This window comes from Nocardia aegles, from assembly GCF_052545135.1.
In genome coordinates this window covers 1-22,195 of the sequence record NZ_JBQWRI010000001.1, presented here as the reverse complement: position 1 = coordinate 22,195, position 22,195 = coordinate 1, and the positions used below count along the sequence as shown (strand labels likewise).

Below are 22,195 nucleotides of genomic sequence, written 5' to 3'. Positions count from 1 at the left end.
TGCGTGAAATCCACCATAGGCAAGATCGCCCAGCGGAACAACCTATTTTCTACCTGCGGTTTTGTGAGATGGATCGAAGCCGGGACGCGACGATGGCGAGTACCTCGGCGCCGAACTGATCGATCTTCTTGGCACCGATGCCCGCGATCGCGGCCAACGCGGCGTCGTCGGCGGGCAGTTGTTCGGCGATCGCGGTGAGCGTGGTGTCGGTGAACACGACGAATTCGCGCACCCGCAACGCCTCCGCCTTCTCCGCCCGCCAGTCCCGCAGCGCGGCAAGCAATTCCGGGTCCAGCTCGGCCGGGCAGCGACGGCAGCGGCCGAGCATGGTCGCGTAGGTGCCGATCAGCGGCTTCGCGCAGACCCGGCAGGTCGGGCGGACGCCGTTCGGGGCCGACGGCGGTGCCGCGATCCGCGAGGCGGGCGAATCGTCGGGGACCAGTCCGTTGAGGAATCGCGAACGCCTCCTGCTGCGCCTGCCACCTTCGTTCCTGGCCAACGCCCAGGACAGCCGTAGATGTTCACGCGCCCTGGTGACCCCGACGTAGAGCAGCCGCCGCTCCTCCTCGAGCGCCGCCTCGTCGGCGACCGAGCCGTCGTCGGCGAGGACGTGCGCGATCGGCATGGTTCCGTCGGACAGTCCGACCAGGAACACCGCGTCCCACTCCAGCCCCTTGGCGGCGTGTAGGGAGGCCAACGTGACGCCCTGCACCGTGGGTGGGTGTCTGGCCTCGGCGCGAGTCGCGAGCTCGCGCAGCAGCCCGGTGAGATCGAGCCGGTCGTCGTGGCCGACCAGCTCCTCGGTCAGCCGCACCAGGGCCACCAGTGAGGTCCAGCGTTCGCGCGCCTGGGCGCCCGCGGGTTCGGTCGCGGTCAGGCCGAGCGGGGCGAGTACCGCGCGGACCAGCGAGATCAGGGAGTTGCCACTGCGCGCCTGGTCGGGCAGGTCGGCACGGGAGGCGGCCTGCCGCAGCGCCTGCACGGCCTGCCGGACCTCCGTGCGCGCGAAGAAGCCCTCACCGCCGCGCACCTGGTAGGGGATGCCGCGCTCGGTGAGCGCCTGCTCGTAGCTCTCCGAGTGGGCATTGATCCGATAGAGCACGGCGATCTCGGCGGCCGGCGTGCCCGCCGCGATGAGCCTGCCGATCGCCTCGGCCACCGCCGCCGCCTCCGCGGGCGCGTCGTCGTATTCGGCGAACACCGGCTCGGGTCCGTCGGCACGCTGGCCGACCAGTTGCAGTCTGGTGCCCGCGATGCGGCCTCGCGCCGCTCCGATCACCCGATTGGCCAGCGACACCACCTGCGGAGTCGACCGATAGTCGCGTTCCAGCCGCACCACGGTGGCATCGGGGAAGCGGCGGGAGAAATCCAGCAGGTAGCTCGGCGTGGCGCCGGTGAACGAATAGATGGTCTGGTTGGCATCGCCGACGACGGTGAGGTCGTCGCGGTCGCCGAGCCACGCGTCGAGCACGCGTTGTTGCAGCGGCGTGACGTCCTGGTATTCGTCCACCACGAAACTGCGGTAGCGGCCGCGGAATTCGTCGGCCACCGCCGGATAGTCCTCCAGCGCGGCCGCCGTATGCAGCAGCAGGTCGTCGAAATCCAGCAGCAGCCCGTCCGGCGTCGCCTTGAGCTTCTCGTAACCCGCGTAAACGTCCGCGACCCGCAGCGCTTCACAGGGCGTCTCGCGCCGCTGCTTCGCGACCGCCGCCGGGTAGTCCTCCGGCGCGATGAGCGAGGCTTTCGCCCACTCGATCTCGCTCAACAGGTCCCGGACGCTGTCGGTGGCCGTGGACAGCCCGGCTCGGTGCGCCGCCTGCGCGACGATCGGGAACTTGGCATCGATCAGCCGCCACGGCACGTCACCGACGATCTGCGGCCAGAAGTACTTCAGCTGCCGCAACGCTGCCGCATGGAACGTTCGCGCCTGCACCTGGCTCGCTTCGCCGCCCAGGCCGAGCGCGCGCAGCCGGGTGCGCAGCTCCCCCGCGGCGCGCGCGGTGAACGTGACCGCGAGCACCTGATCGGCTTTGACGTGCCCCTGCGCGATCTGGTGCGCGATGCGATAGGTGATGGTTCTGGTCTTGCCGGTGCCCGCGCCCGCGAGCACGCACACCGGACCGCGCGGCGCCCGCACGGCGGAGGCCTGCTCGGGGTCGAGGTCTGCGAGGTCGAGAGCGGGCACGTGGTCCATCATGACAGCGGCCACCGACAACCGGCCGGTCGCGGTAGGGCACCGCTCGCTCCGCTGTCCCGGGGGCGCCGAGCGGCGCGAAGAACTCCGCGCCGCACGCCTCGACCGCGACGATCGCCCGGTTCGTCAGCGCCACGCCCGCCTCGGTGACGACCAGGGCCTTCGCCCGGATGGTCGCGGCGTCCGATCAGGCGCGAGTGGCGGCGACATGGTTCGAGTTGGAACAGTGAGCGATGGTTCGGCGTTGCAGTGTCCGTGACTGACGCGAATCCCACCCTGACGATGTACTCGACCACGTGGTGCGGCTACTGCCGCAGGCTGAAGAAGCAGCTGGAGGAGGCGGGCATCAGCTACGTCGAGATCGACATCGAGCAAGATCCGGCGTCGGCCGAGTTCGTCGGCAGCGTGAACGGGGGCAACCACGTCGTGCCCACCGTGAAGTTCGCCGACGGTTCCACCGCGACGAACCCGTCACTGGCGGCGGTCAAGCAGGTCCTCGCCGGTCTGTCCTGATCACCCGCCGCGCGCGGGTCGCAACCGGCCCGCGCGCTAGTCGATCGCGGCCCAGGATTCGATGATGGTACGCGCGATGGAGATCGAGCCGGGCAGCAGCAGGTCGGCGCCTCTGTCCCGGTTCGACCAGTCGCCCACCGCCAAGGCTTCGCGCACCTGGGCGCGGCTGAACCAGGCGGCCTCGGCGATCTCACCGTCGGAGAAGGTCAGCGGCTGTCCGGGATCGGCGACCGCGGCGAACCCGAGCATCAGCGAACGCGGGAACGGCCACGGCTGGCTGCCCAGGTAGCTGATCTCGCGCACGTCGAGGCCCACTTCCTCGCGCATCTCGCGCTCGACGCAGCGCTCCAGCGACTCGCCCGCCTCGACGAACCCGGCCAGCAGCGAGAACAGCGACTTCGGCCAGCTGCTCTGGCGGGCGAGCAGCACCCGCTCACCGCCGTCGTGGATCAGGCAGATCACCGCCGGATCGATGCGCGGGAACTCCTCGTAGCCGCTCTCGGTGACGCGCGACCAGCCTGCCTTCGCCGACGTGGTGACGGTGCCGTCCGCACCGTGGAACCCGGCCTTGTCGTGCCAGTTCAGCAGGGCGATCGCGGTGGAGAGCAACCCGGCGGTGCGGTCGTCGACAGCGCCGCCGGCCAGCGCGCGCAGGTCGGTCAGCGTGCCCTCCAGCTCCGGATCCCGCACCGCCCACAGGTGGATGCCCTCCTCGACACCGAGAAACACCGCGTCCGGGCTGGGTTCGGCGGACAACTCCACGGCCGCGTCCAGAACCAGGGCGCCCTCGTCGACGCGCACCTGCCCGCGGCGGTCGACCCGCAGGAGTTTGGCCTCGCCCCAGCCCTCCTTCAGGACTTGGGCATCACCTCGGATCTGCTCGGCCCGGTCGACTACGGACCGGGACAGCAAGGGAACGCTATTGAGCTGAAATGCCGACACGGTTCGAGACTATCGCGCCCGAGCTACCGCCCGGTTCGCGCCGGGATCACTTACCCACTCGTCGGATGTACAACAGCTTGTCGCCCGCCTCGACCGCGTCGACTTCCGGCTCGCCCACCCGATAGAGCACCCCGTTACGCACCACGCCGAGGACGATATCGCTGAGATGCCGTGGCGATCCGCCGATCTCGGACGGCTCCACCTCGCGTTCGGCGACGGCGAAGCCCTCCTCCGGGGTGAGCAGGTCCTCGATCATCTCCACGACCGTGGGCGTGGTGGTCGCGATGCCGAGCAACCGGCCCGCCGTCTCCGAGGACACCACCACCGAGTTCGCGCCGGACTGCCGGACCAGGTGGGTGTTCTCCGCCTCCCGGATCGACACCACGATCTTGGCGGCCTTGTTCAACTCCCGGGCGGTCAGGGTGACCAGCACGCCGGTGTCGTCCCGATTGGTGGCGACGACCACCGAGTCGGCATGCTGCACCCCGGCCAGCCGCAGCACGTCGGATTGGGTGGCCGTGCCGTGCACCGTCACCAGCCCGGCGTTCGCGGCGGCCTCCAAGGCGACCGCGTCGGTATCGACCACCACGATGTCGGCGGGCTGCACCCCGTCGCCGAGCATGGCGTCGATCGCGGTCCGCCCTTTCGTGCCGTATCCGACGACCACGGTGTGATTGCGCACGGTGTGCCTCCATCGCTGAATCTTGAAAGCCTGCCGGGAACGTTCGGTCAGCACGCCCAGCGTGGTTCCGACCAGAACGATCAGGAACAGGATGCGCAGTGGGGTGATGACGACGATGTTCACCAGCCGCGCCTCGGGCGTCACCGGGTGGATGTCGCCGTATCCCGTGGTGGACAGCGACACCGTCGCGTAGTAGAACGCGTCCAGGAACGACAGTTCGTTGCCCGAGTTGTCGTTGTAGCCGCTACGCCCGAGATACACCACCAGCGCGGCCAGAAACAGCAGCGCCGTGGCGAACAGCACCCGTCTGGTCAGCGAAATCCACGGGCTGCTCTGTACTTCCGGGATGCGCAGTACACCGACCAGGGCGAAATCGGGGCGGCCGGCCAAGCCCAGGCCGCGGCCTCGGTCACCGAACACCGGGCACACCCGTCGTTTCGCCGCTCGTGTCGGTCATACCCGGTAATCCTTGTCCCTGCGGCACACCGGGGAGCCTACTGTGTCGGATTTGCCGCGACTGCGTCGCGGCGTGTTCGCGGCCCTCTTGTGGCGAACAGAAACAGGCTCGGTCTCGCTGCGCTCGAAAGACGTAGTTGCGGTGCGCCGGGCACGTCGGTATCGAAGCCCACTGCCCAGCGCACGCGTGTTGCGGTGGCCGGCTGTCGGCTCCGCCCTGCGGCTTTCCGTCGCAGATCCGGCTGATCACTCAGGCGCTGGTGGTGAGCCGGCGGGTGCGGCGTTCCTGATCAGTTCGGCCAGTTCTTCCGGACCGGCCAGGTTCGCGGGCGCGATGGTGCGGCCGGTACGCACGTAGTGGAACGCGGCGCCGATCCGAGGCAACATCTCCTGCTCGGGCCGTCCCTCGCGGGCGGCCATCAACCGCGCCCACGCCAGACGGTAGACGGCCAGCTGCATGGCGACCGCCGGTTCCTCGGCGGTGCTGGGCTCGGCTCCGGTCTTCCAGTCGACCACGATCCAGCCGCCGCCGGGTTCGGCGAACACCGCGTCCATCCGGCCGCGGATCACCGTGCCCGCGATCGAGGTCTCGAACGGGATCTCGACCTCGATCGGGCTGCGATCGGCCCAGCGCGAGTTCAGGAACGCCTCCTGCATCGCGGTCAGTTCGGTGTCCAGGCCCGCGTCGGCAGCGCCGCTGTCGGCCGCGCCGGGCAGTTCGTCCAGACCGAGCAGTCGGGTGGAGCCGAACCACCGCTGCACCCAGGCGTGGAACGCGGTACCCCGGCGGGCGAGCGGGTTCGGCGGGTAGGGCAACGGACGACGCAGGCGGGCGGCGAGCTTCGCCGGATCGGCCCGCAGCTCGACCAGGGCGGTCGCGGCGATTTGTCCGGGTAGTTCCACCTCGTCGTCGGTGGCCGCGGCCGCGTGGTGTTCGGCGAGCAAGGCGTCGACGTCGGCGGCCCAGCCTTCCGGATCGCCGGGGTCCGGCGCGGCACCGGCGTCCTGCGCCCGGTACCGGTCGTCCGGCGGGGGCGCAGCGAAACCGGTCGCGGCGAATGCCGGTTCGTCGGCGAACAGATACTCCTCCACCGGGTCCGGCGCCGAACCGAAGTAGGGCTCGATATCCGCGTAGGGATCGGCGTATTCGAGGGAAGTGACCTCGAAGTCCCCGCCGAAGTCGTCGGGCGGGTAATCGTCGTCGGGTGGATAGTGAGCGGATTCGTCCGCGAACCACGGCTCGTCCGCGGGCGGGTAATGGCCAGGCTCTTCCGCACGCCCCGGCCCGTCGCCGCGCAGGTAGTAACTCGGCCCATCCACCGACCCCGGCTCATCGGCGGGCGGGGGGTAGCCGCGTTCATCCACAGATGCCGACTGATCACCGCGCGGGTCACCCGGTACATCCACAAACCCCGACCCCCCACCACGCGGGTCGTCGGCCGACTCAGCCCAGAACTCCGGCTCGTCGACGGGGGGCGTCGGCGCCATCTCGGCACCGGCGCTGCGGTTCGGGGCGGCGGCGCCGGGCGGCTCCGAGCCACGGCGCCCGCCCTCGGCGGGGCGGGCGCGCAGGCTCGCCAGGGCGGCGCGGACCAGCGCGGCGCCCTCTTCGATGGTGCCGCGGCGGTCGCCGAGCGGGTCGCGTGGCCACTCGGCGGTCGCGGGATCGTCGGTGAACGGGTTGACGGCGTCGGCGGCGGGCGGGTCGTCCCAGCGGTCGATCGCCACGACGCCGTGCGCCGGGCTGCCGGGGTCCTGGTGCGCGTGCTTCAGTTCCAGCAGGAAATCCGAGGGACCTTTCGGGGTACTGCCGGTCTCCGCCCAGTAGTGGGCCGATACCAGCAGTACGCGTTCGGTTCTGGTGAGCGCGACGTAGAAAAGCCGGCGTTCCTCGTCGATCCTGCGGCGCTCCAGCGCCTCCTTGTGCGCCTTGATCGCACGGTCGAGGTCCGCGCGGTCGTACAGATCGGTGAGTTCGAGCACCGGCACGCCCTCGGCCGCGTCGTCCTGCTGCCGGTCACCCCGCAGCGACGTGGGCAGCTCGGCGAGCGCGCCCAGCCACGTGCCGGAGCCGGCCTTCGACGGGAACACGCCCTCCACCACGTGCACAACCGCGACGATCTCCCATTCCAGGCCTTTCGCCGCGTGCACGGTCAGCACCTGCACCCGGTCCTTGGCGACCTCGACCTCGCCCGGCTCCAGCCCGTTCTCGACCTCCTCCGCGGCGGCGAGGAATGCCAGCAGTCCGCCGAGCGAGGCGCCGGTTTCCGCGGCGTACCCGGCCACCACCTCGGCGAACGCGTCCAGATGCTCGCGTCCGGCCCCGGTGCCCGCCAGGGCTCGCCGGGTCTGGGTCTCCACACCGACACCGATGGTGCGCTCGACATCGGCGACCAATTCCGCCAACGGCTGACCGCTGCGTTCGCGCAACGCCGCCAGTTCCCGGCCCAGCGCCTCGATGCGTGCGAAACCGGCGGGTGAATACTGCCCGGGCGGACCGGGATCGGCGATCGCGTCGGCCAGCCCGGCCTGTTCGGCGGGTTCCGGCGCCACTTCGCGCAACGCCTCGTCCAGTGCGGCGCCGTCGGCGATCTCGGCCGCGCCCTCCGACCCGGGACGCCGGATGGACAGGTCCTTGGCGCGGCGGGCGAGCGCCGCGATGTCGGCGACCCCGATACGCCAGCGCGCGCCGGTCAATACGCGCATGGCGGCGCTACCCGACCCCGGTTCGGCGATCAACCGCAGGGTGGCGACGACGTCGGCGACCTCCGGCGTGGCGAGCAACCCGCCGAGCCCGACGATCTCCACCGGAAGACCTTGCGCCCGAAGCGCTTCGGCGAGCGGAGCGGCATCGGCATTGCGGCGCACCAGAACGGCGGACGTGGGCGGCTGCCCTCCGGCCGCGCGCCGGACAACCCACTCCGCGGCGATTCGCTCGGCCACCCACGAACGTTCATCGGCGACGGTGCCGGTCAACGCCAGCGCGACCACCCCCGGACCGGCGTCGGGCTTGGCGCGCAGAGCGTCGACCGTCACCCCGCCGCTTTCGGATGCTCTGCGCCGCAATGGTTCGGCGACCAGATTCGCCAGTGCCAGCGCTTCCGGCGGGTTGCGCCAGCTGGTCAGCAACGACAACGTCGGCGCGGGCACGCCCGGAGCGCTGGGGAAGTCGGTGGCGAACCGGGGCAGGTTCGCCGCCGAAGCGCCACGCCAACCGTAGATGGACTGCATCGGGTCGCCGACGGCGGTTACGGCGAGGCGTTGCATTTCGCCGGCCCGCGAGCGCTGGTCTTCCCGCCGCGCCGCGACGTGCGGGTCGTGCGCGCCGGCAAACCGCGAATCTCCCTCCGTAACAGCATCTTTCGCATCGGCCCGCTCGTTTTGCGCGGAGTCGCCAGAGGGCGCATCGGCAGTCGACGGCGGCCCATAATCCTCCCCCGCCCCGCGCCGACCGCTCTGCGTCAGCGGCGAGATGTCGCGCCCGTCCGGCGGGATCGCGTGTGCACCGGTCGCGTCCCCCGCCGCGCCGCCGAACAAGGCGGACAGCAGCACCCGCTGGGCGTGGCCGGTGTCCTGGTATTCGTCGAGCAGGACCAAGCGGAAGCGGGCGCGTTCGGCGGCGGCGACCTCGGGGTGCTCGGCGGCCAGCCGGGCGGCGAGGGACATCTGCGCGCCGAAGTCCAGTGCGCCGCGTCGCCGCAACGCCTCGGCGAGTTGCTGCACCAGTGGCAGCAGCGCTACCCGTTCCCGCTGCACCTGCACGATGTTCAGCAGTGACTGGCTCGGCCCGCCCCGCTGTCGTGGGCCCGCGGGCAGCGTGTGCACCAGCTTCGCCAGTTCGGTGTGCGCCTCGGCCAGTTCCTCCGGCTCGACCAGATGTTCGGCCAGCTGTCCGGACAGCGCGAGCACCGCCTCGGTGACCGACACCGGGGTGCGGTCGGTCTCCAGGTCGCCGTCCCAGGTCCGCACCACCTGGTGGGCGAGCTGCCAGAGCTGGGTCACGGTCAGCAGGGTCGCCGAGGGCTCCACCGGGAGCAGCAGGCCGTGTTGGGTGAGCAACCTGCCCGCGTACGAGTGGTAGGTGCTGATTTCCGGCTCCGCGCCGGTCAGCTGGGCACGCAGGCGGCCGGTCGGATCGAGTTCGCGCAGCAGCGGCGCCCCGGCGAGCCGGGCCAGCCTGGTCCGGATCCGGGCGGTCAGCTGCTGGGCGGCTTTGCGCGTGAAGGTCAGCCCGAGCACTTCGTCCGGCAGCACGAGCCCGTTCGCGACCATCCACACCACCCGGGCGGCCATCGTCTCGGTCTTGCCCGCACCCGCGCCCGCGACCACGAGGGTGGGACCGGGCGGCGCCGCGATCACGGCGGCCTGCTCGTCGGTCGGCGGCGGCAGACCGAGCGCCTGCGCCAGCTGATGCGGTGTCACCCGGCCCGTCACGACGGCGCCCCGGCGACCGGCCGCGGCGGGACCGAGAGCGCGCTCACTCGTCGGTCACCTGCCTCCCGCTGTCCTGCACGGGGCAGCTGCCCGCCACCGCGCAGTGGCGGCATCCGTCGTTGCGCACGGCGAGGTAGCTGGGGCCCTGCGTGGCGGAGGCGGCCCGGTGGATCGTGTCGCGCCAGCGCTCGAGCGCCTCGGCGTCCAGCGGGGGCTGCATGCGCTGGGTGGCGCCCTCCGCCTTGCTCGGCTTGGCGACGTACACCAACCGCGCCCCGCCGGGCTCGCCCGCCGAGCCGGTCGCGGTTTCCGGCTCCGGGGAACCGGATTCCGCCGGTGCGTCGAGCGCGCCGGCGGCGGCCGCCACCTGATAGGTAGCCAGCTGCGCGTGATCGACGGCGGCCTGCTTGGTGACCGGGGACTTGCCGGTCTTTACGTCGACGATCACGAAACGGCCCTGCGCGTCTCGCTCCAGCCGGTCGACGCGGCCCCGGATCCGCACGGCGCGTTCGTCTTCGGTGCGCGCGGGCAACACACAGTCCACCGGCACTTCGACCCCGGCCTGGGTGAGTTCGCCGCGCGTGTTGCGCACCCAGGCCGAGAAGGTCTCCAGCATCGCCTCGGTGCGGCGCAACTCCTGCCGGGAGTGCCAGCCGGTCCCGGGATCCACCGCCCGCCAAGCGCGAGCCAACGCGGCGCGTACCTGTTCTTCGGGCACTGTGCCCGCCAGCGCCTGCACGAGCGTGTGCACCAGATTGCCCTTGACGGCGTGCGGGTTGTCGCCGTCGGTGCCGCCGTTGCGTTCCAGCGCCCAGCGCAGGGGGCAGGTGCGCAGCAATTCGACGGTGGAGGGCGACAGCGCCACCGCGCCGTCGTCCTCGGTCCACAGCGGTCGCCGCGAGCTGAGTTCGGCGGTGCCGTACCAGTCGTCGGGGTGAGCGCCCCGCACGCCCGCGTCCGCCAGCCGCGCGAGCTGATGCGCGGCGCGGCGCCTGCGCTCCGAGTCGGTCTCGGGATCGCAGACCACACCGCGCAATTCGGCGACCAGCGAGTGCATCACCAGGGCGCGGCCGGGGTCGACCACCGGAAGCGCGCCCGGCTCGCTGTCGTCGTCGTGCCCGAGCAGTTCGGCGAGGAAGCGCGACGGCACCAGATCGCGTTCGCCCGCGACCGATTCCACGGCGGTGACCAACAGCGACCGCCGGGCCCGGCTGCACGCGACGAGCAGCAATCTGCGCTCCTCGGCGAGGATCGGCGCGGACCGGCTCACCCGCTCACCCGCGTCGGACACCCCGGCGCTGAGATCGACCAGATCCTCGGTGTGCAACAGGGTGCCGCGGGCGCGCGGATTAGGCCAGATCCCTTCCTGGACGGCGGCGACGGCGACCACATCCCATTCCCGCCCCGCGGCGGCGTGCGCGCTCAACAGTGCCACGGCTTCGCCCGGCAGCGTGCGCGGCGCCGCGTCCTGCGGAATCTCCTGCTGCGTCAGGTATTCGACGAACCCTTCGATACTCGCGCGCGGCAACCGGTCGACATAGGCGGCGGCCGCGTCGAACAACGCGACCGCGGCGTCCAGATCGCGATCGGCCTGCATGCCCGCCGCGCCGCCGCGCTCCGACTGCGCCACCCAGCGCCGCTCCAGCCGAGAACCGGTCCACAGCGCCCACAGCACGTCCTCCAGCCCCGCCCCGCGCCCGCGCACCTTACGTGCCCGGCGCAGCGCGTCCAGCACCCGGCGCAACGGCGCGACCTCGACTTCGGTGAGCCGGTTCAGGATCGCCGGATCACCGGACCCGATCAGCAGGTCGCGCAGGATCAGTGCGGACGGGCGGTCGAGGTCCGCGTCACGGTCGGGCGGCGAATCGTCGCCCGGATCCGGTGTCTTCGCTCCGGCGCGTACCGATTCCACGACCGCGCGCCGGATGCCGCGGCGCAACCGGCGCAGGGCGATCTGATCGGCGCCGCCGAGCGGTCCGGACAGCAGGTCCAGGGCGTCCTCCGGCTCGAACCCCGGTTCCGCGCCGCGCTGCGCCTGCGCACCCGCCAGGACCGCGCGCAGCGACAGTAGCATCCAGGCCGCGCCGCGCCTGCGCGCCAGCGGTGTGTCCACGGCGGGCTGCCGCACCGGTACGCCCGCGGCGATCAGGGCACGGCGCAGCGGCGCCAGCGACAGCGGAACCGAACGGACGATCACCGCCATCCGCGACCACGGCACCCCACCGGTGAGATGCGCGCGGCGCAGGTGGTCGGCGATGAGCGCGGCCTCCTTCGCCGGCGTGGCCAGCACGCGCACCCGCACCTCGGTGCCGTCGTCTCGCGGCCCGGTGATTTCCGGCACAGGGATGCGCTGCGGCGCACTGCCCGGCAGACGTGCGGCGATCCGCGCGACCGCCAGCTCCACTTGGCCGCCGAACCGATGGTTGTCGCGCAGCACGACGCGCCGCCCGGGTGGCACGTCGAGTTCGGCGACGAACCGCGCGTCCGCGCCGCGGAAGGTGAAGACGGCTTGATCGGGGTCGCCGGCGATCACCGTGGTGCGCGCGCTGTGTCCGATCGCCTTGACCAGGATCGCCGCCTGCGGGTCCAGGTGCTGCGCGTCGTCGACCAGCAGGTATCGGATCCTGGCGCGTTCGGCGGCAAGCAGATTCGGATCGGCGGCCAGCGCGTCCAGCGCCGCGCCGACCAGTTCGGCGGCATCCAGCGCGGGCGCGGTCGCCTCCGGCGCCTCGACGCCCACCGACCAGCGCAGCAGCATCGTCTGCTCGTAGCGGAGGGCGAATCTACCCGCCGCCACCCACTCGGGCTTCGCGTGCTCGCGGCCGAGGCGCACCAGATCCTCCGGGCCGATACCGCGTTCGGTAGCCCGGAGCATGAGATCGCGCAACTGCTCGGCGAACCCGCCGAGCGCGAGGGCGGGGCGCAGTCGCTCCGGCCACAATCCGTGCGCACCCTCGGCCATGTCCACCAGATCGCCGCGCAGCATCTCGCGCACGACCGCGTCCTGTTCGGCTCCGGTCAGCAGACGCGGGGGCGGGTTGCCGTGCGCTATCGCGTGCCTGCGCAGCACGGAGAAGGCATACGAATGCAGCGTGCGCACCAAGGGCTCCCGGGTGGCGCCGGGCACACCGCCCTCCGCGTCGGGGCCCGGGCCGCTCAGCCGCGTCGTGATGGCGTCTCGCACAGCGCCTGCCGCCTGTTTCGAATGGGCCAATACCAGCACCGATTCCGGATCGGCTCCGGCCGCGATGCGCCCGGCGGCGATGTCGACCAGCAGGGTGGTCTTGCCCGTGCCCGGTCCGCCGAGCACGTGCCAGGGCCGCCACCCGGAACGCGCGGGACCGGCCTCGGCCGCAGCGTCCAGCAGCGCGCGAGCGTCGGCGCCCCAGTCTCGCGGCCGGGGCGCCACCACATTCCGGCGAACCAGTCGCACCGCGCCATCCGATCGCACCACGCCGGCTATTGCAACAGACACGACCGACACGCCGGTACACGCCTCCGCCCGACCGGCACTGCGGCCGATCGCGGCGCAGGTCAGAATGGACCGGTGTCTGTTCTGAATGTCCATCGGTTCGGTCCGGCGACGGGACCGGTGGTGCTCGCCCTGCACGGTGTGACCGGTCACGGCAAACGCTGGGAAGACCTGGCGACCCGGCATCTGCCCGACGTCCGGGTGCTCGCACCCGATCTGCGCGGGCACGGTCGCTCGACCTCGCTGCCGCCGTGGAACTTCGAGACCATCGTCGACGACCTGGTCGAGTTGATCACCGCCGAGGCCGACGGCCCCGTCGTGGTGGTGGCGCACTCCTTCGGCGGGGCGTGTGCGCTGCACCTGGCACATCGGCATGCCGACCTGGTGCGCAAGCTGGTGCTGCTTGATCCGGCGATCGCGCTGGAGCCGGAATGGCTCAGCGAGATCGCGCTGTCCACTCTGATGTCGGCCGACTACGACAGCGTCGAGCACGCGCGCCAGGACAAGCTCGACACCGGTTGGGGCGACGTCGAGCCGCGATTGCTCGATGCCGAACTGGACGAACACCTGATGCCGACCGCGGACGGGCGCTTCGGGTGGCGGATGAGCCTGCCCGCGATCAACTCCTATTGGGGCCAGCTGGCCCGCCACTGGGTGCTGCCGCCCGCCGACCTGCCGACCGTGCTGGTGCAGGCGATGAAGGTGCACCCGCCGTTCGTCACGCCGGAGTTCCGCGCGGCGCTCACCGCACACATGGGCGCCGGCCTGACCGTGCTCGAATGGGACTGCGATCACATGGTCGCCCAGGCCTGCCCGGCCCGGACCGGCGAGCTCGTGCGCTCGGTGCTGTGAACCGATGCCGACCACCGACGCCCAGATCGAGCGGGTGCGTGCCCTGGTGGCGGCGGTGCCGCCCGGCCGGGTGGTGACCTACGGCGACATCGCCGCGGCCGCCGGTCTGTCCACGCCGCGGACGGTGGGCTGGATCATGCGCACCGACGCGGCCGACCTGCCCTGGCACCGGGTGCTCGGCGCGAGCGGCAGACCGGCCGCCCACCTGGCCCATCGCCAGCTGCGCCTGCTGGCCGAGGAGGGCGCGCCCATCCGGGACGGACGCGTCGACCTGCGCGCCGCGCGTTTCCCACTGCCCGGTCTGCCCGGCGACTGAGCGCCGCTTTCCGAAATTCCTCCGTGCCGGAATGTCGGACAGTACCGTTGATCCATGCCCACCCGCCTGGCATGTGTCGTGTTCGACGCCGACCGGCCGCGTTCGGTCGCGGATTTCTGGGCCGAACTGCTCGGCTGGAGTGTCACACTCGACCGTCCCGACGAGGTGAACGTCGCGGCCCCCGACACCGACGGCGGCGAACTGGCGCTCACCTTCCTGCCCGCGATGCGGGCGAAAGTCGGCAAGAACCGCCTGCACCTCGATCTGGCCACCCGCTCGCTGGACCACCAGCGCACCCAAGTGGACCGGGCGCTGGCCTTGGGCGCGCGCTCGATCAACATCGGGCAGGGCGCGGTGCCGTGGGCGGTGCTCGCCGACCCGGAGGGCAACGAGTTCTGCGTGCTCGAGCCCAGGGAGGAGTACGTGGACACCGGAGCCGTCGCGGCGATCGTGGTCGACACGCGCGACCCGCGGCGCCTCGCCGAGTTCTGGTCGGCCGCCACCGGCTGGCCGTCCCTGCCGCGCGGCGAGCGGCTGGCCGGATTGCGCGCGCCGACCGGACTGGGTTCCTGGCTCGAGTTCGTCCGCACGCCCGACGCGGGCTCCGCCCGGACCAGACTGCGCCTGGATCTCACCTCGTTCCCCGCCGACGACCGGGCCGCCGAGGTGGCCCGGCTGCACGCGGCGGGCGCCACCTCGATCGATCGCGGCGCCCCGGATCCCGACCGGAGCGCCGACCTCGTGCTCGCCGACCCTGAGCTCAACGAGTTCCGGCTGCTGCCACCGGCGCGCTTCTGGTCGAACGCCTGATCGACGCCGTCCGCTCCCGGGCTTCCCGGCGGTGACGAATTAGCATGGCCGCCATGGTGTACCTAGCTCCGGGTCGTGGCGTGTGACGGCCGCCGACGCGATCGTGCTCGCGGGTGGCCGGGCCAGCCGGATGGGTGGCGTGGACAAGCCCGCCATCGTCATCGGCGGCCGTTCCATGCTGGACGTGGCGCTCGCCGCCGTCGACTCCTGCACGCGGACGGTGGTGGTCGGACCGCACCGCCCCCAGCTGGCACCGGAGATCATCCAGGTGCGCGAGGTGCCGCCCGGATCGGGTCCGGTGGCGGCGATCGGCACGGGGCTGCGCGCCCTCCGCTCCGCCGCTCCGCTGGTCGTGGTGCTGGCCGCCGACCTGCCGTTCCTGTCGCCGTGGACGGTCGCCCAACTCGTCCGGCACGCCACCGAATCCGGGGCGGACGCGGTGTTCGCGGCCGATGAGTCGGGTCGCCCGCAATACCTGATCGGGGTGTGGCGACGGTCCGCGCTGGCGGCCGCGCTGGACCGGCTCGACGCACTGATCAATCAGCCGATGAAGGCGCTGGTGCCCGCCTCCGCCGCGATCATCCCGCTCTCCGGCGTCGGCGACTGCGACACCGAGGCGGAGGTGCGGCAGGCCAGGGCGGTGGTCGACGCGCCACGACAGCAACCGCCGCTCGAACTCGAGGAAGCGCGAAATCTGCTGCGCACCCGTCTGTCCCGGCTCACCTCGTACGAAGCGGACCTGCGCTCGGTGATCGGTGCCGCGCTGGCGGCCCCGCTGACGGCCGCCGCGCCCCTGCCCCGCTTCGACGTCTCGGCGATGGACGGTTACGCGGTGGCGGGTGACGGCCCGTGGCGCCTGCGCCACGACATCGGCTTCGCGGGCGGACGACGACCGGTGGGGCTGCTGCCGGGCGAAGCGGTACGCATCGCCACGGGCGCGCACGTCCCCGACGGCACCACGGGCGTGCTGCGCGACGAGTTCGTGCACGTCGCCGACGAGACGCTGCACCGTCTGCCGGACACCCCGCCGCGCGACGACATCCGCCGCCGCGGCGAGGACCGGGCGGCTGGTGATCCGGTCGCGCCGGAGGGCGCGCCGGTCACCGTGGCGCTGGTCTCCGCGGCCGCGAGCGTCGAGGTCACCTCGGCGCCGGTGCGCGGGCCGGTACGCGCGCGCGTCGTCATGACCGGTGACGAGATCCGCAACGTGGGGCCGCTGCAGGCGGGCCAGACCCGGGATTCGATCGGACCGATCCTGCCGGATCTGCTCGCACGGTCCGGCATTCGCACCACCGATCGGGTGCACCTGCGCGACACTCCGCACGGATTCGACGAGGTCTTGATCGGCGCACCGGAGTGCGACCTGCTGGTGATCGTCGGCGCGACCGGCGGCGGGGCGGCCGACCAGCTGCGCGCCGCCCTGACCCGCGCCGGAGCCGAGATCGTGGTGCCGCGGCTGCGGCTGCGGCCGGGCGGGTCCACCGTGGTCGCCCGGCTCGCCTCCGGCACCACGGTGCTCGGCCTGCCCGGCAACCCGTTCGCCGCGGTCGCGACGCTCATGACGCTCGCACCCGCGATCGTCGAGGGCCGCACCGGCGCGCTTCCGGCCCGTCCGCTGCGCGGGCCACTGCGCAACGCCGCCGAGATCGCCGGACAGGTGACACGCATCGTCCCCGCGCGCGCCGCCGAGGACGGCGGCTGGATCGGCGACCCGGCCATCCGGACGGCACATCTCGGCGGGCTGGTCGACCGTGACGGCCTGGTGCTCGTCCCACCCGATGCCGGGGACGACGCGATCGTCGAATTCCTGCCGCTGCGTTGAGCCCTTCGGCAGACATCGGCGACCGAACGAAAGTCGTTGCGCCCCTTGGCCTCAGCGCGATCGAGCGGGTGCGGGATCCGGGAGTGCGCCGACGGCCGGCCGCCGTCGCACCATAGTCACTGCGGTGCAGCGACTTTCGTTCTCGCGGCAACAACGACGCCGAGACACCGAACTCCCCGACGGCAACCGAGTCGAATTCGACGTGATATACGCCCGACGCCACGAACAGCAAGGTGAATAAAATCGACGGCCGACCGTCGCGTTTCGATCCGTCCGCCCCCACCCGAGATCGACTTCGGCCATCGGCAAGAAAGTTCGAACTAAACTGGATTCATTACTGAATTCCGGCATCGATAGCGCTCTGACCAGCAAAAATGCCACACCATGGCCGCTCGGAGCCATATTTTTCATTTCCCCTTCCACCGGCCATATCCGCTCGCTATCGTGTGTTCGTTAGGCGAATATCAATCACCCGGAAAGGACCGAGTGGAGATGACTGAAAAGTCGAAGAAAACGCCTAAGAAAATGCCGAAGCAGATGCCGAGGCAGCAGCAGCAACAGCGCCAAGAGCAGGACATGCGCGAGGGCGCTGACATGGAAGGCCGTCGGGGCAACCGGTCGGAGATGCCCGACCGGCGCGGCGAGCAGGAGCGCCGCCGCTAGCTGATCTGCGCCACCCGCGCCGCCGGCCCCACCTCCTCCCGGGACCGGCGGTCGCGGTCGTTCCGGAGCCCTGTGCTCACCCCGGAGCCTATGGCCTCACCCATCTCCGCAGTCGCAGGCCGCATCCCGCCGCCACGCCGCGCGCCGGGGCGGCCTGACGCGATTTCGGCTCGCCGCCTCCCGTCCGATACCGTTGACCAGGCAGGACCCGGTTCGACGCGAAGGATGCGCCTGATGGACGACAGCTCACTGGTCTGGGAGGACGGCGCGCTCGTCACCATCGACCAGCGCGGCCTGCCGCACGAGGTGCGCGAACTGCGGCTGAGCACCGTCGACCAGGTCATCGACGCGATCGAGTCGCTGGCCATTCGCGGCGCGCCGGCCATCGGCATCGCGGGCGCGTTCGGCGTCGTCCTCGCCACCGCCGCGCACACCGTCGACGGCGTGGTGGACGAAACGGCGGCGCAGGCCGAGGCGGACCGGATCGCGGCCGCGCGGCCGACGGCGGTCAACCTGGCCTGGGCGGTGCGGCGGGTCCGGGCGAAGGTGGGCCAGGGTGCCGATGCGGTCCTCGCGGAAACGCTCGACATGCTCGCCGAGGACGGCCGGGTCAACCGGGCCGCCGCCACCAAGGCCGCCGACCTGGTGCTGCGGCTGTGCCCGGACCGGCCGCTGCGCGTGCTCACCCACTGCAACACCGGCCGACTGGCGACCAGCGCGTTCGGCACCGCCATCGGCACGCTGCGGGTGCTGTCCGAGCGCGGCGCGCTCGAGCAGGTGCTGGTCGACGAGACCCGCCCCCTGTTACAGGGCGCGCGCTTGACCACCTGGGAACTGGCCGAGGCGGGCATTGCGCACCGGCTGATCGTCGATTCGGCGGCCGCGTGGGCGATGGCGACCGGGCAGGTCGACTGCGTGCTGGTCGGCGCCGACCGGATCACCGCCAACGGCGACGTCGCCAACAAGATCGGCACCTACGGTCTCGCGCTCGCCGCCCACCACCACGGCATCCCGTTCGTCGTGGTCGCCCCGGAGTCGACCCGCGACCTGACGATGGCCACCGGCCGGGAGATCGTCGTGGAAGAACGCGCGGCGGCGGAGGTGACCGGATTCGGTGGTGTGGCAACGGCTCCCGCGCATACCGAGGTCTTCAACCCGGCCTTCGACGTGACGCCGGGCGAACTGGTGACGGCGGTGGTCACCGAGCACGGCGTGGTGCACCGCAATGATCGCTCCCGCGGCACGTCGATAGAGCTCGCGGACACCCCCCACGAACTGCGGTCCGATTCCTCGCAGGGTGCGGCGATCGCGGATATCGCCCGCGAACAGAGATCCGATCCGTCCCACGGCGCCGCCATCGCGGATGTCGCCCGCGAGCTCTACCGGCGCGGCTGGATGCCCGGCACGGCGGGCAATATCTCGGTGCGCACCGGCGACACCGCCGTCGTCACCGGAAGCGGCCTGTCCAAAGGCGAACTCACCGAACGCGACATGGTCACCGTCCGCGTCGCGGATTCCGTGCCCGTGGCCGAGCAGCGGCGCAAACCCTCCGCGGAGACCACGATCCACACCGCCGTCTACCGGACCCGCCCCGCGCAAGCTGTCGTGCACATCCACCCGCCGTTCGCCACGGCCTTGGCTACCCGCTCGGCGGCGCCGGGCACGCTGCGGATCACCGACTACGAGTTGATCAAGGGACTCGGCGGCGGCGATCCGGCCGTCGCGGACATCCCGGTCTTCCCGAACTGGCCCGACGTGCCGCGCATCGGGGCCGACATCGAGCGCTACCTCCTCGACCATCCCGACGCCCTTCCGGTCCTCATCATCACCGGGCACGGGATCACCGCGTGGGGCGCTGATCTCGCCCAGGCGCGCGATCGCGCCGAATGCCTGGAAGCATTGTGTGAGCTGGTGTCCCGCACCGGCAGTCCGGCGGCGTTCGGCCCGCGTGACGACTTTCTGGAGATTGGACTGACATGACCCTGCTGCAGGTGATGGCCGCCGGTGACCCGGCCGACGTACGCGTACGCACCAGCGACGACGAGGTGATCGGCACCGAACTGGCCAGGCACGGCATCACGTTCGGCCGGTGGCCCGTGGTGCGGAACGCCGCGTCGGTGCCGTCGGAGGAGTTGCTCGCGCACTACGAGACCAACGTCGCCGAACTGAACGAGTCCGGGCGCTACAAGCACATCGACATCGCCCGCGTCCACCCCGACGACACCGACCCGAACTGGCCCGAGATCGCCAAGGGCGCGCGCGGGAAGTTCCTCGACGAGCACCGCCACGCCGAGGACGAGGTGCGCTTCTTCGCCGCCGGACGCGGCTGCTTCTACCTGCACCTGGGCGATGAAGTTCTCGCGGTGGTCTGTGAAGGCGGCGACCTGCTCTCGGTTCCGGCGGGCACGCTGCACTGGTTCGACATGGGCGAACGCCCCGATTTCATCGCCATCCGCTTCTTCGAGGAGCAGGACGGCTGGGTCGGCGACTTCACCGGCGACAAGATCAGCGCGGGCTTCCCCACCCTCGACGAGTTGCTGACCGCCCCGTGATCGACGCCGTCGTCATCGACATCGAGGGCACCACCAGCCCCACCGCCGCGGTCCGCGAAGACCTGTACGGCTACACCCGCGAACGGCTTCCGGGGTGGCTGGCCGAGAACAGCTCCGCGGACGCGGCGCCCGTGCTGGCCGCGACCGGGGAGCTGGCCGGGCGGCCGGGCGCCGACCCGGCCGAGGCCGCCGCGATCCTGCGGGAGTGGCTCGACACCGACGTGAAGGCCGAGCCGTTGAAGACCGCACAGGGTCTGATCTGTGCGGAGGGCTTCCGCAATGGCGCACTGCACGGTGAATTCTTCCCGGACGTGCCGCCCGCGCTCGCGGCGTGGCACGCGGCGGGTCTAGCGCTGTACGTCTACTCCTCGGGATCGGTACGCAATCAAAAGGATTGGTTCGCCTTCGCGCGCGGCGGCAGCCTGTCGGAGCTGATCAGCGGCTACTTCGATCTGTCCACGGCGGGTGGGAAGCGCGAATCCTCGTCCTACGACAAGATCGCGGGCGCCATCGGCGTGCCGGCCGAACGCATCCTGTTTCTCTCCGACCACCCGGACGAACTCGATGCCGCCGTCGCCGCGGGCTGGCGAGTCGTCGGGCTGGCCCGGCCGGGCGAGCCGAATCTTCCCCGGCCGCCGCACCAATGGGTGGACACGTTCGCCGACATCGATCTCGCCGACCAGTAGGCCCCGAACCGAGTCTTCCCAGGTACAGGTCAGCTTCGTCCCAGCGAGTATGGTCGCGTTCCCGGGCAATACTGCCGGAACCGCGAAGATCGGCCAGGCTGATCGGCGTGGGAAAAGCTGCCGCGGAACAGGCTTGCGCCGGGACCCGCTCGACCACATCGCGGCCAGACGCGCCACGAACATGTGCGGCCATTGCTGGACACCAACATCCCGTGACGCGCAGCACGCCGGTCCGGCCTGGGGCTGGAATGTGCTGCGGTAGTCCTTCAGTGGCGAATCCAGGACGGTGGGGTTCTCCAGCACGTATAGTCCGCGTCGGCGGGCGGCCTCAGCGATACCGATGTCGTGGGCGGAGACGTTCGGTGGCATCAATGAGCAGGCCCTTGGCCTGGCGGCCGCGCAGGATCAGTTCGTAGCGACGCTCATCATCGGCCGGGACTATTCTGCGCACTTCGGCGACCAGGTCGTCCAAGCGAGCGCGCAGCTGCTCGATACTCTCCGCATCCGGGACGTGCCCGAGCTGTTTCAAATCCTCGATGGTTGCATCGAATCGACTTTCCAGACTGGGCAACTGGGGTCTCCTCGCTTCCCGGCGGCCCGATCAGGCCTCGATGAGGGACAGAGTACGGCCGAGCACCGACAACCGCCACACGCCCGAACTGCGGACTGTCACCTGCCTGACCAGCGGGGGTGACCAGGTGCCGGCACTCAGCAACCCGCTCACATGCTAGATGCAGCTTCGTCGTCCCAGCCGCTGATCTTGGTCCGTCGATTCACCGCCCAGTGGTCCGGTCAGCGATGCCTGATTTTATGCTTGCCGATCCTATGGCAGGATCTCGGCACATGGCTCGCTCGACTACAACCATCACGATCAGCGGCAATCCGGTTCAGATCAGTGATGAGCAGATCTTCCTCGCCACCCGTGACCAGACCCCAGGGAAGCCGCAGACGTATGCGGTACTTGTCAACAACGTCCTTTGGCCGCCAACTCAACTCATCGGATTGGCCACGGGAGTGCCGGGAAGCTCCAGCGAGACCAGTAACTACAACTCGCACACCGCGCTGAGAGCACTGAACGAACTGGGCTTCGCCACGTTCGAGCGGGTGGAATACGACGCGCGCGGGGCCGTAGTGGTGCGCGAAAGCCGGAAGCGCACCTAGGGCCTGCATCGAAGTGGTTGGCCGCGGGCGGGCTGGTGGCCCGCCCGGTTTTCCACTCTCGTGGTTTCCTCCTGCCATCGTGTCCGAATTCAGTGCTACACATGAGGATCGGATCAATCTGCGCCACCAGTTCACCGACGTGCACGACGAGTTCGCCGAGATGCGCAGCAAACCGACCGCCGCAGCATCTGGGCAGGACCGGATCCTGACCCTGTTGACAACAGTCGTCGCACGCAACAACCCATGTTATCCAGAGGCGTATGACGGCTATGCGTTGAGCTGCTGATAGGTGCGCCGGATGCCGTCCGCAACTGTGGTGGTCGCGGTCCATCCGAGTTCGATTGCCGCGCGGCTGGAGTCGAGTGCGCCGTGCTTCCATTCGCCTTCACGCTCGGGCGCAAAGCGTGGGGCGATGCTGGTTCCTGCGGCTGCGTTCACCGCATCGAGCAGAGTGAGGACGGACGTACCGAATTCGGCGGTGTTGGCCCGCGCTGGATCCTATTGAGTGTCCGGCCAGAAGATCACATCCGTTCGGGTGCGGCGATCCCCAACTTCCCCAACCCGAGTTCGAGCGTACGAGCAGTCAACTGGCACAGTGCAATCCGATTCGAACGAATCGGCTCGTCGGCCGTGATCACCG

The 22,195-nt window shown here is 70.9% G+C and carries 19 protein-coding genes; 11 read left to right on the top strand and 8 right to left on the bottom strand.

Features of this window, described 5'->3' with window-relative positions:
• Positions 1 to 49 precede the first annotated feature (49 nt).
• Entirely contained in the window at positions 50 to 2,197 is a 2,148-nt protein-coding gene (locus tag ACT89H_RS00095) for an ATP-dependent DNA helicase UvrD2 (RefSeq protein ID WP_445106396.1), read from the bottom strand.
• Between the two features lie 279 nt (positions 2,198 to 2,476).
• Between ACT89H_RS00095 and ACT89H_RS00090 the strand changes: the two genes are divergently transcribed.
• Positions 2,477 to 2,707, top strand: coding sequence for a mycoredoxin (locus ACT89H_RS00090; RefSeq protein WP_086006463.1), 231 nt, complete (start codon positions 2,477 to 2,479; stop codon positions 2,705 to 2,707).
• A 36-nt stretch (positions 2,708 to 2,743) separates the two neighbouring features.
• Here the strand turns inward: ACT89H_RS00090 and nudC are convergent, their stop codons facing one another.
• The 4 genes from nudC to ACT89H_RS00070 all read right to left on the bottom strand — a co-directional run bounded on the left by nudC (position 2,744) and on the right by ACT89H_RS00070 (position 12,879).
• Entirely contained in the window at positions 2,744 to 3,649 is a 906-nt protein-coding gene (gene nudC, locus ACT89H_RS00085) for an NAD(+) diphosphatase (protein WP_445106395.1), read from the bottom strand.
• 46 nt (positions 3,650 to 3,695) lie between these two features.
• Positions 3,696 to 4,751, bottom strand: coding sequence for a potassium channel family protein (locus ACT89H_RS00080; RefSeq protein ID WP_445106394.1), 1,056 nt, complete (start codon positions 4,749 to 4,751; stop codon positions 3,696 to 3,698).
• A gap of 282 nt (positions 4,752 to 5,033) precedes the next feature.
• Complete coding sequence (locus ACT89H_RS00075) at positions 5,034 to 9,221, bottom strand: ATP-dependent helicase (RefSeq protein WP_445106393.1); 4,188 nt, start codon at positions 9,219 to 9,221, stop codon at positions 5,034 to 5,036.
• A 43-nt stretch (positions 9,222 to 9,264) separates the two neighbouring features.
• Entirely contained in the window at positions 9,265 to 12,879 is a 3,615-nt protein-coding gene (locus tag ACT89H_RS00070) for an ATP-dependent helicase (RefSeq protein ID WP_445106392.1), read from the bottom strand.
• Here ACT89H_RS00070 and ACT89H_RS00065 point away from each other — a divergent pair.
• The 8 genes from ACT89H_RS00065 to mtnC all read left to right on the top strand — a co-directional run bounded on the left by ACT89H_RS00065 (position 12,769) and on the right by mtnC (position 20,394).
• The gene (locus tag ACT89H_RS00065) at positions 12,769 to 13,545 is read left to right on the top strand and encodes an alpha/beta hydrolase (protein ID WP_445106391.1); all 777 of its coding nucleotides are present in this window, start codon (positions 12,769 to 12,771) and stop codon (positions 13,543 to 13,545) included. The genes ACT89H_RS00070 and ACT89H_RS00065 overlap by 111 nt on opposite strands.
• A gap of 4 nt (positions 13,546 to 13,549) precedes the next feature.
• The gene (locus tag ACT89H_RS00060; RefSeq protein WP_445106390.1) at positions 13,550 to 13,861 is read left to right on the top strand and encodes an MGMT family protein; all 312 of its coding nucleotides are present in this window, start codon (positions 13,550 to 13,552) and stop codon (positions 13,859 to 13,861) included.
• Between the two features lie 54 nt (positions 13,862 to 13,915).
• Positions 13,916 to 14,671, top strand: coding sequence for a VOC family protein (locus ACT89H_RS00055; RefSeq protein ID WP_445106389.1), 756 nt, complete (start codon positions 13,916 to 13,918; stop codon positions 14,669 to 14,671).
• Between the two features lie 82 nt (positions 14,672 to 14,753).
• Positions 14,754 to 16,493: an NTP transferase domain-containing protein gene (locus ACT89H_RS00050; RefSeq protein WP_445106388.1), complete on the top strand. Its 1,740-nt coding sequence runs from the start codon at positions 14,754 to 14,756 to the stop codon at positions 16,491 to 16,493.
• A 492-nt stretch (positions 16,494 to 16,985) separates the two neighbouring features.
• The gene (locus tag ACT89H_RS00045) at positions 16,986 to 17,156 is read left to right on the top strand and encodes a hypothetical protein (RefSeq protein WP_157170908.1); all 171 of its coding nucleotides are present in this window, start codon (positions 16,986 to 16,988) and stop codon (positions 17,154 to 17,156) included.
• 234 nt (positions 17,157 to 17,390) lie between these two features.
• Positions 17,391 to 19,136, top strand: coding sequence for an S-methyl-5-thioribose-1-phosphate isomerase (gene mtnA / locus ACT89H_RS00040; protein WP_445106387.1), 1,746 nt, complete (start codon positions 17,391 to 17,393; stop codon positions 19,134 to 19,136).
• Entirely contained in the window at positions 19,133 to 19,708 is a 576-nt protein-coding gene (locus ACT89H_RS00035) for a 1,2-dihydroxy-3-keto-5-methylthiopentene dioxygenase (RefSeq protein ID WP_445106386.1), read from the top strand. The genes mtnA and ACT89H_RS00035 overlap by 4 nt, the downstream gene beginning before the upstream one ends.
• Positions 19,705 to 20,394 (top strand): acireductone synthase, encoded by a 690-nt coding sequence (gene mtnC, locus ACT89H_RS00030; RefSeq protein WP_445106385.1) that lies wholly within the window; start codon positions 19,705 to 19,707, stop codon positions 20,392 to 20,394. The genes ACT89H_RS00035 and mtnC overlap by 4 nt, the downstream gene beginning before the upstream one ends.
• Before the next feature lie 328 nt (positions 20,395 to 20,722).
• Here the strand turns inward: mtnC and ACT89H_RS00025 are convergent, their stop codons facing one another.
• Positions 20,723 to 20,965: a hypothetical protein gene (locus ACT89H_RS00025; protein ID WP_445106384.1), complete on the bottom strand. Its 243-nt coding sequence runs from the start codon at positions 20,963 to 20,965 to the stop codon at positions 20,723 to 20,725.
• Between the two features lie 272 nt (positions 20,966 to 21,237).
• Here ACT89H_RS00025 and ACT89H_RS00020 point away from each other — a divergent pair, with 272 nt between their 5' ends.
• Positions 21,238 to 21,555 carry a hypothetical protein gene (locus ACT89H_RS00020; RefSeq protein WP_445106383.1) on the top strand — a complete coding sequence of 106 codons (318 nt, stop codon included), beginning with the start codon at positions 21,238 to 21,240 and terminating at the stop codon, positions 21,553 to 21,555.
• A 79-nt stretch (positions 21,556 to 21,634) separates the two neighbouring features.
• Positions 21,635 to 21,841 carry a hypothetical protein gene (locus tag ACT89H_RS00015; protein ID WP_445106382.1) on the top strand — a complete coding sequence of 69 codons (207 nt, stop codon included), beginning with the start codon at positions 21,635 to 21,637 and terminating at the stop codon, positions 21,839 to 21,841.
• On the opposite strand, the gene ACT89H_RS00010 is transcribed toward ACT89H_RS00015, so the two are convergent.
• Complete coding sequence (locus tag ACT89H_RS00010; protein WP_445106381.1) at positions 21,823 to 21,993, bottom strand: hypothetical protein; 171 nt, start codon at positions 21,991 to 21,993, stop codon at positions 21,823 to 21,825. The two genes, ACT89H_RS00015 and ACT89H_RS00010, sit on opposite strands and share 19 nt — an antisense overlap.
• Before the next feature lie 83 nt (positions 21,994 to 22,076).
• On the bottom strand, positions 22,077 to 22,193 hold the full coding sequence (locus ACT89H_RS00005; protein ID WP_445107313.1) for a DALR anticodon-binding domain-containing protein: 117 nt from the start codon (positions 22,191 to 22,193) through the stop codon (positions 22,077 to 22,079).
• Positions 22,194 to 22,195: the final 2 nt, after the last annotated feature.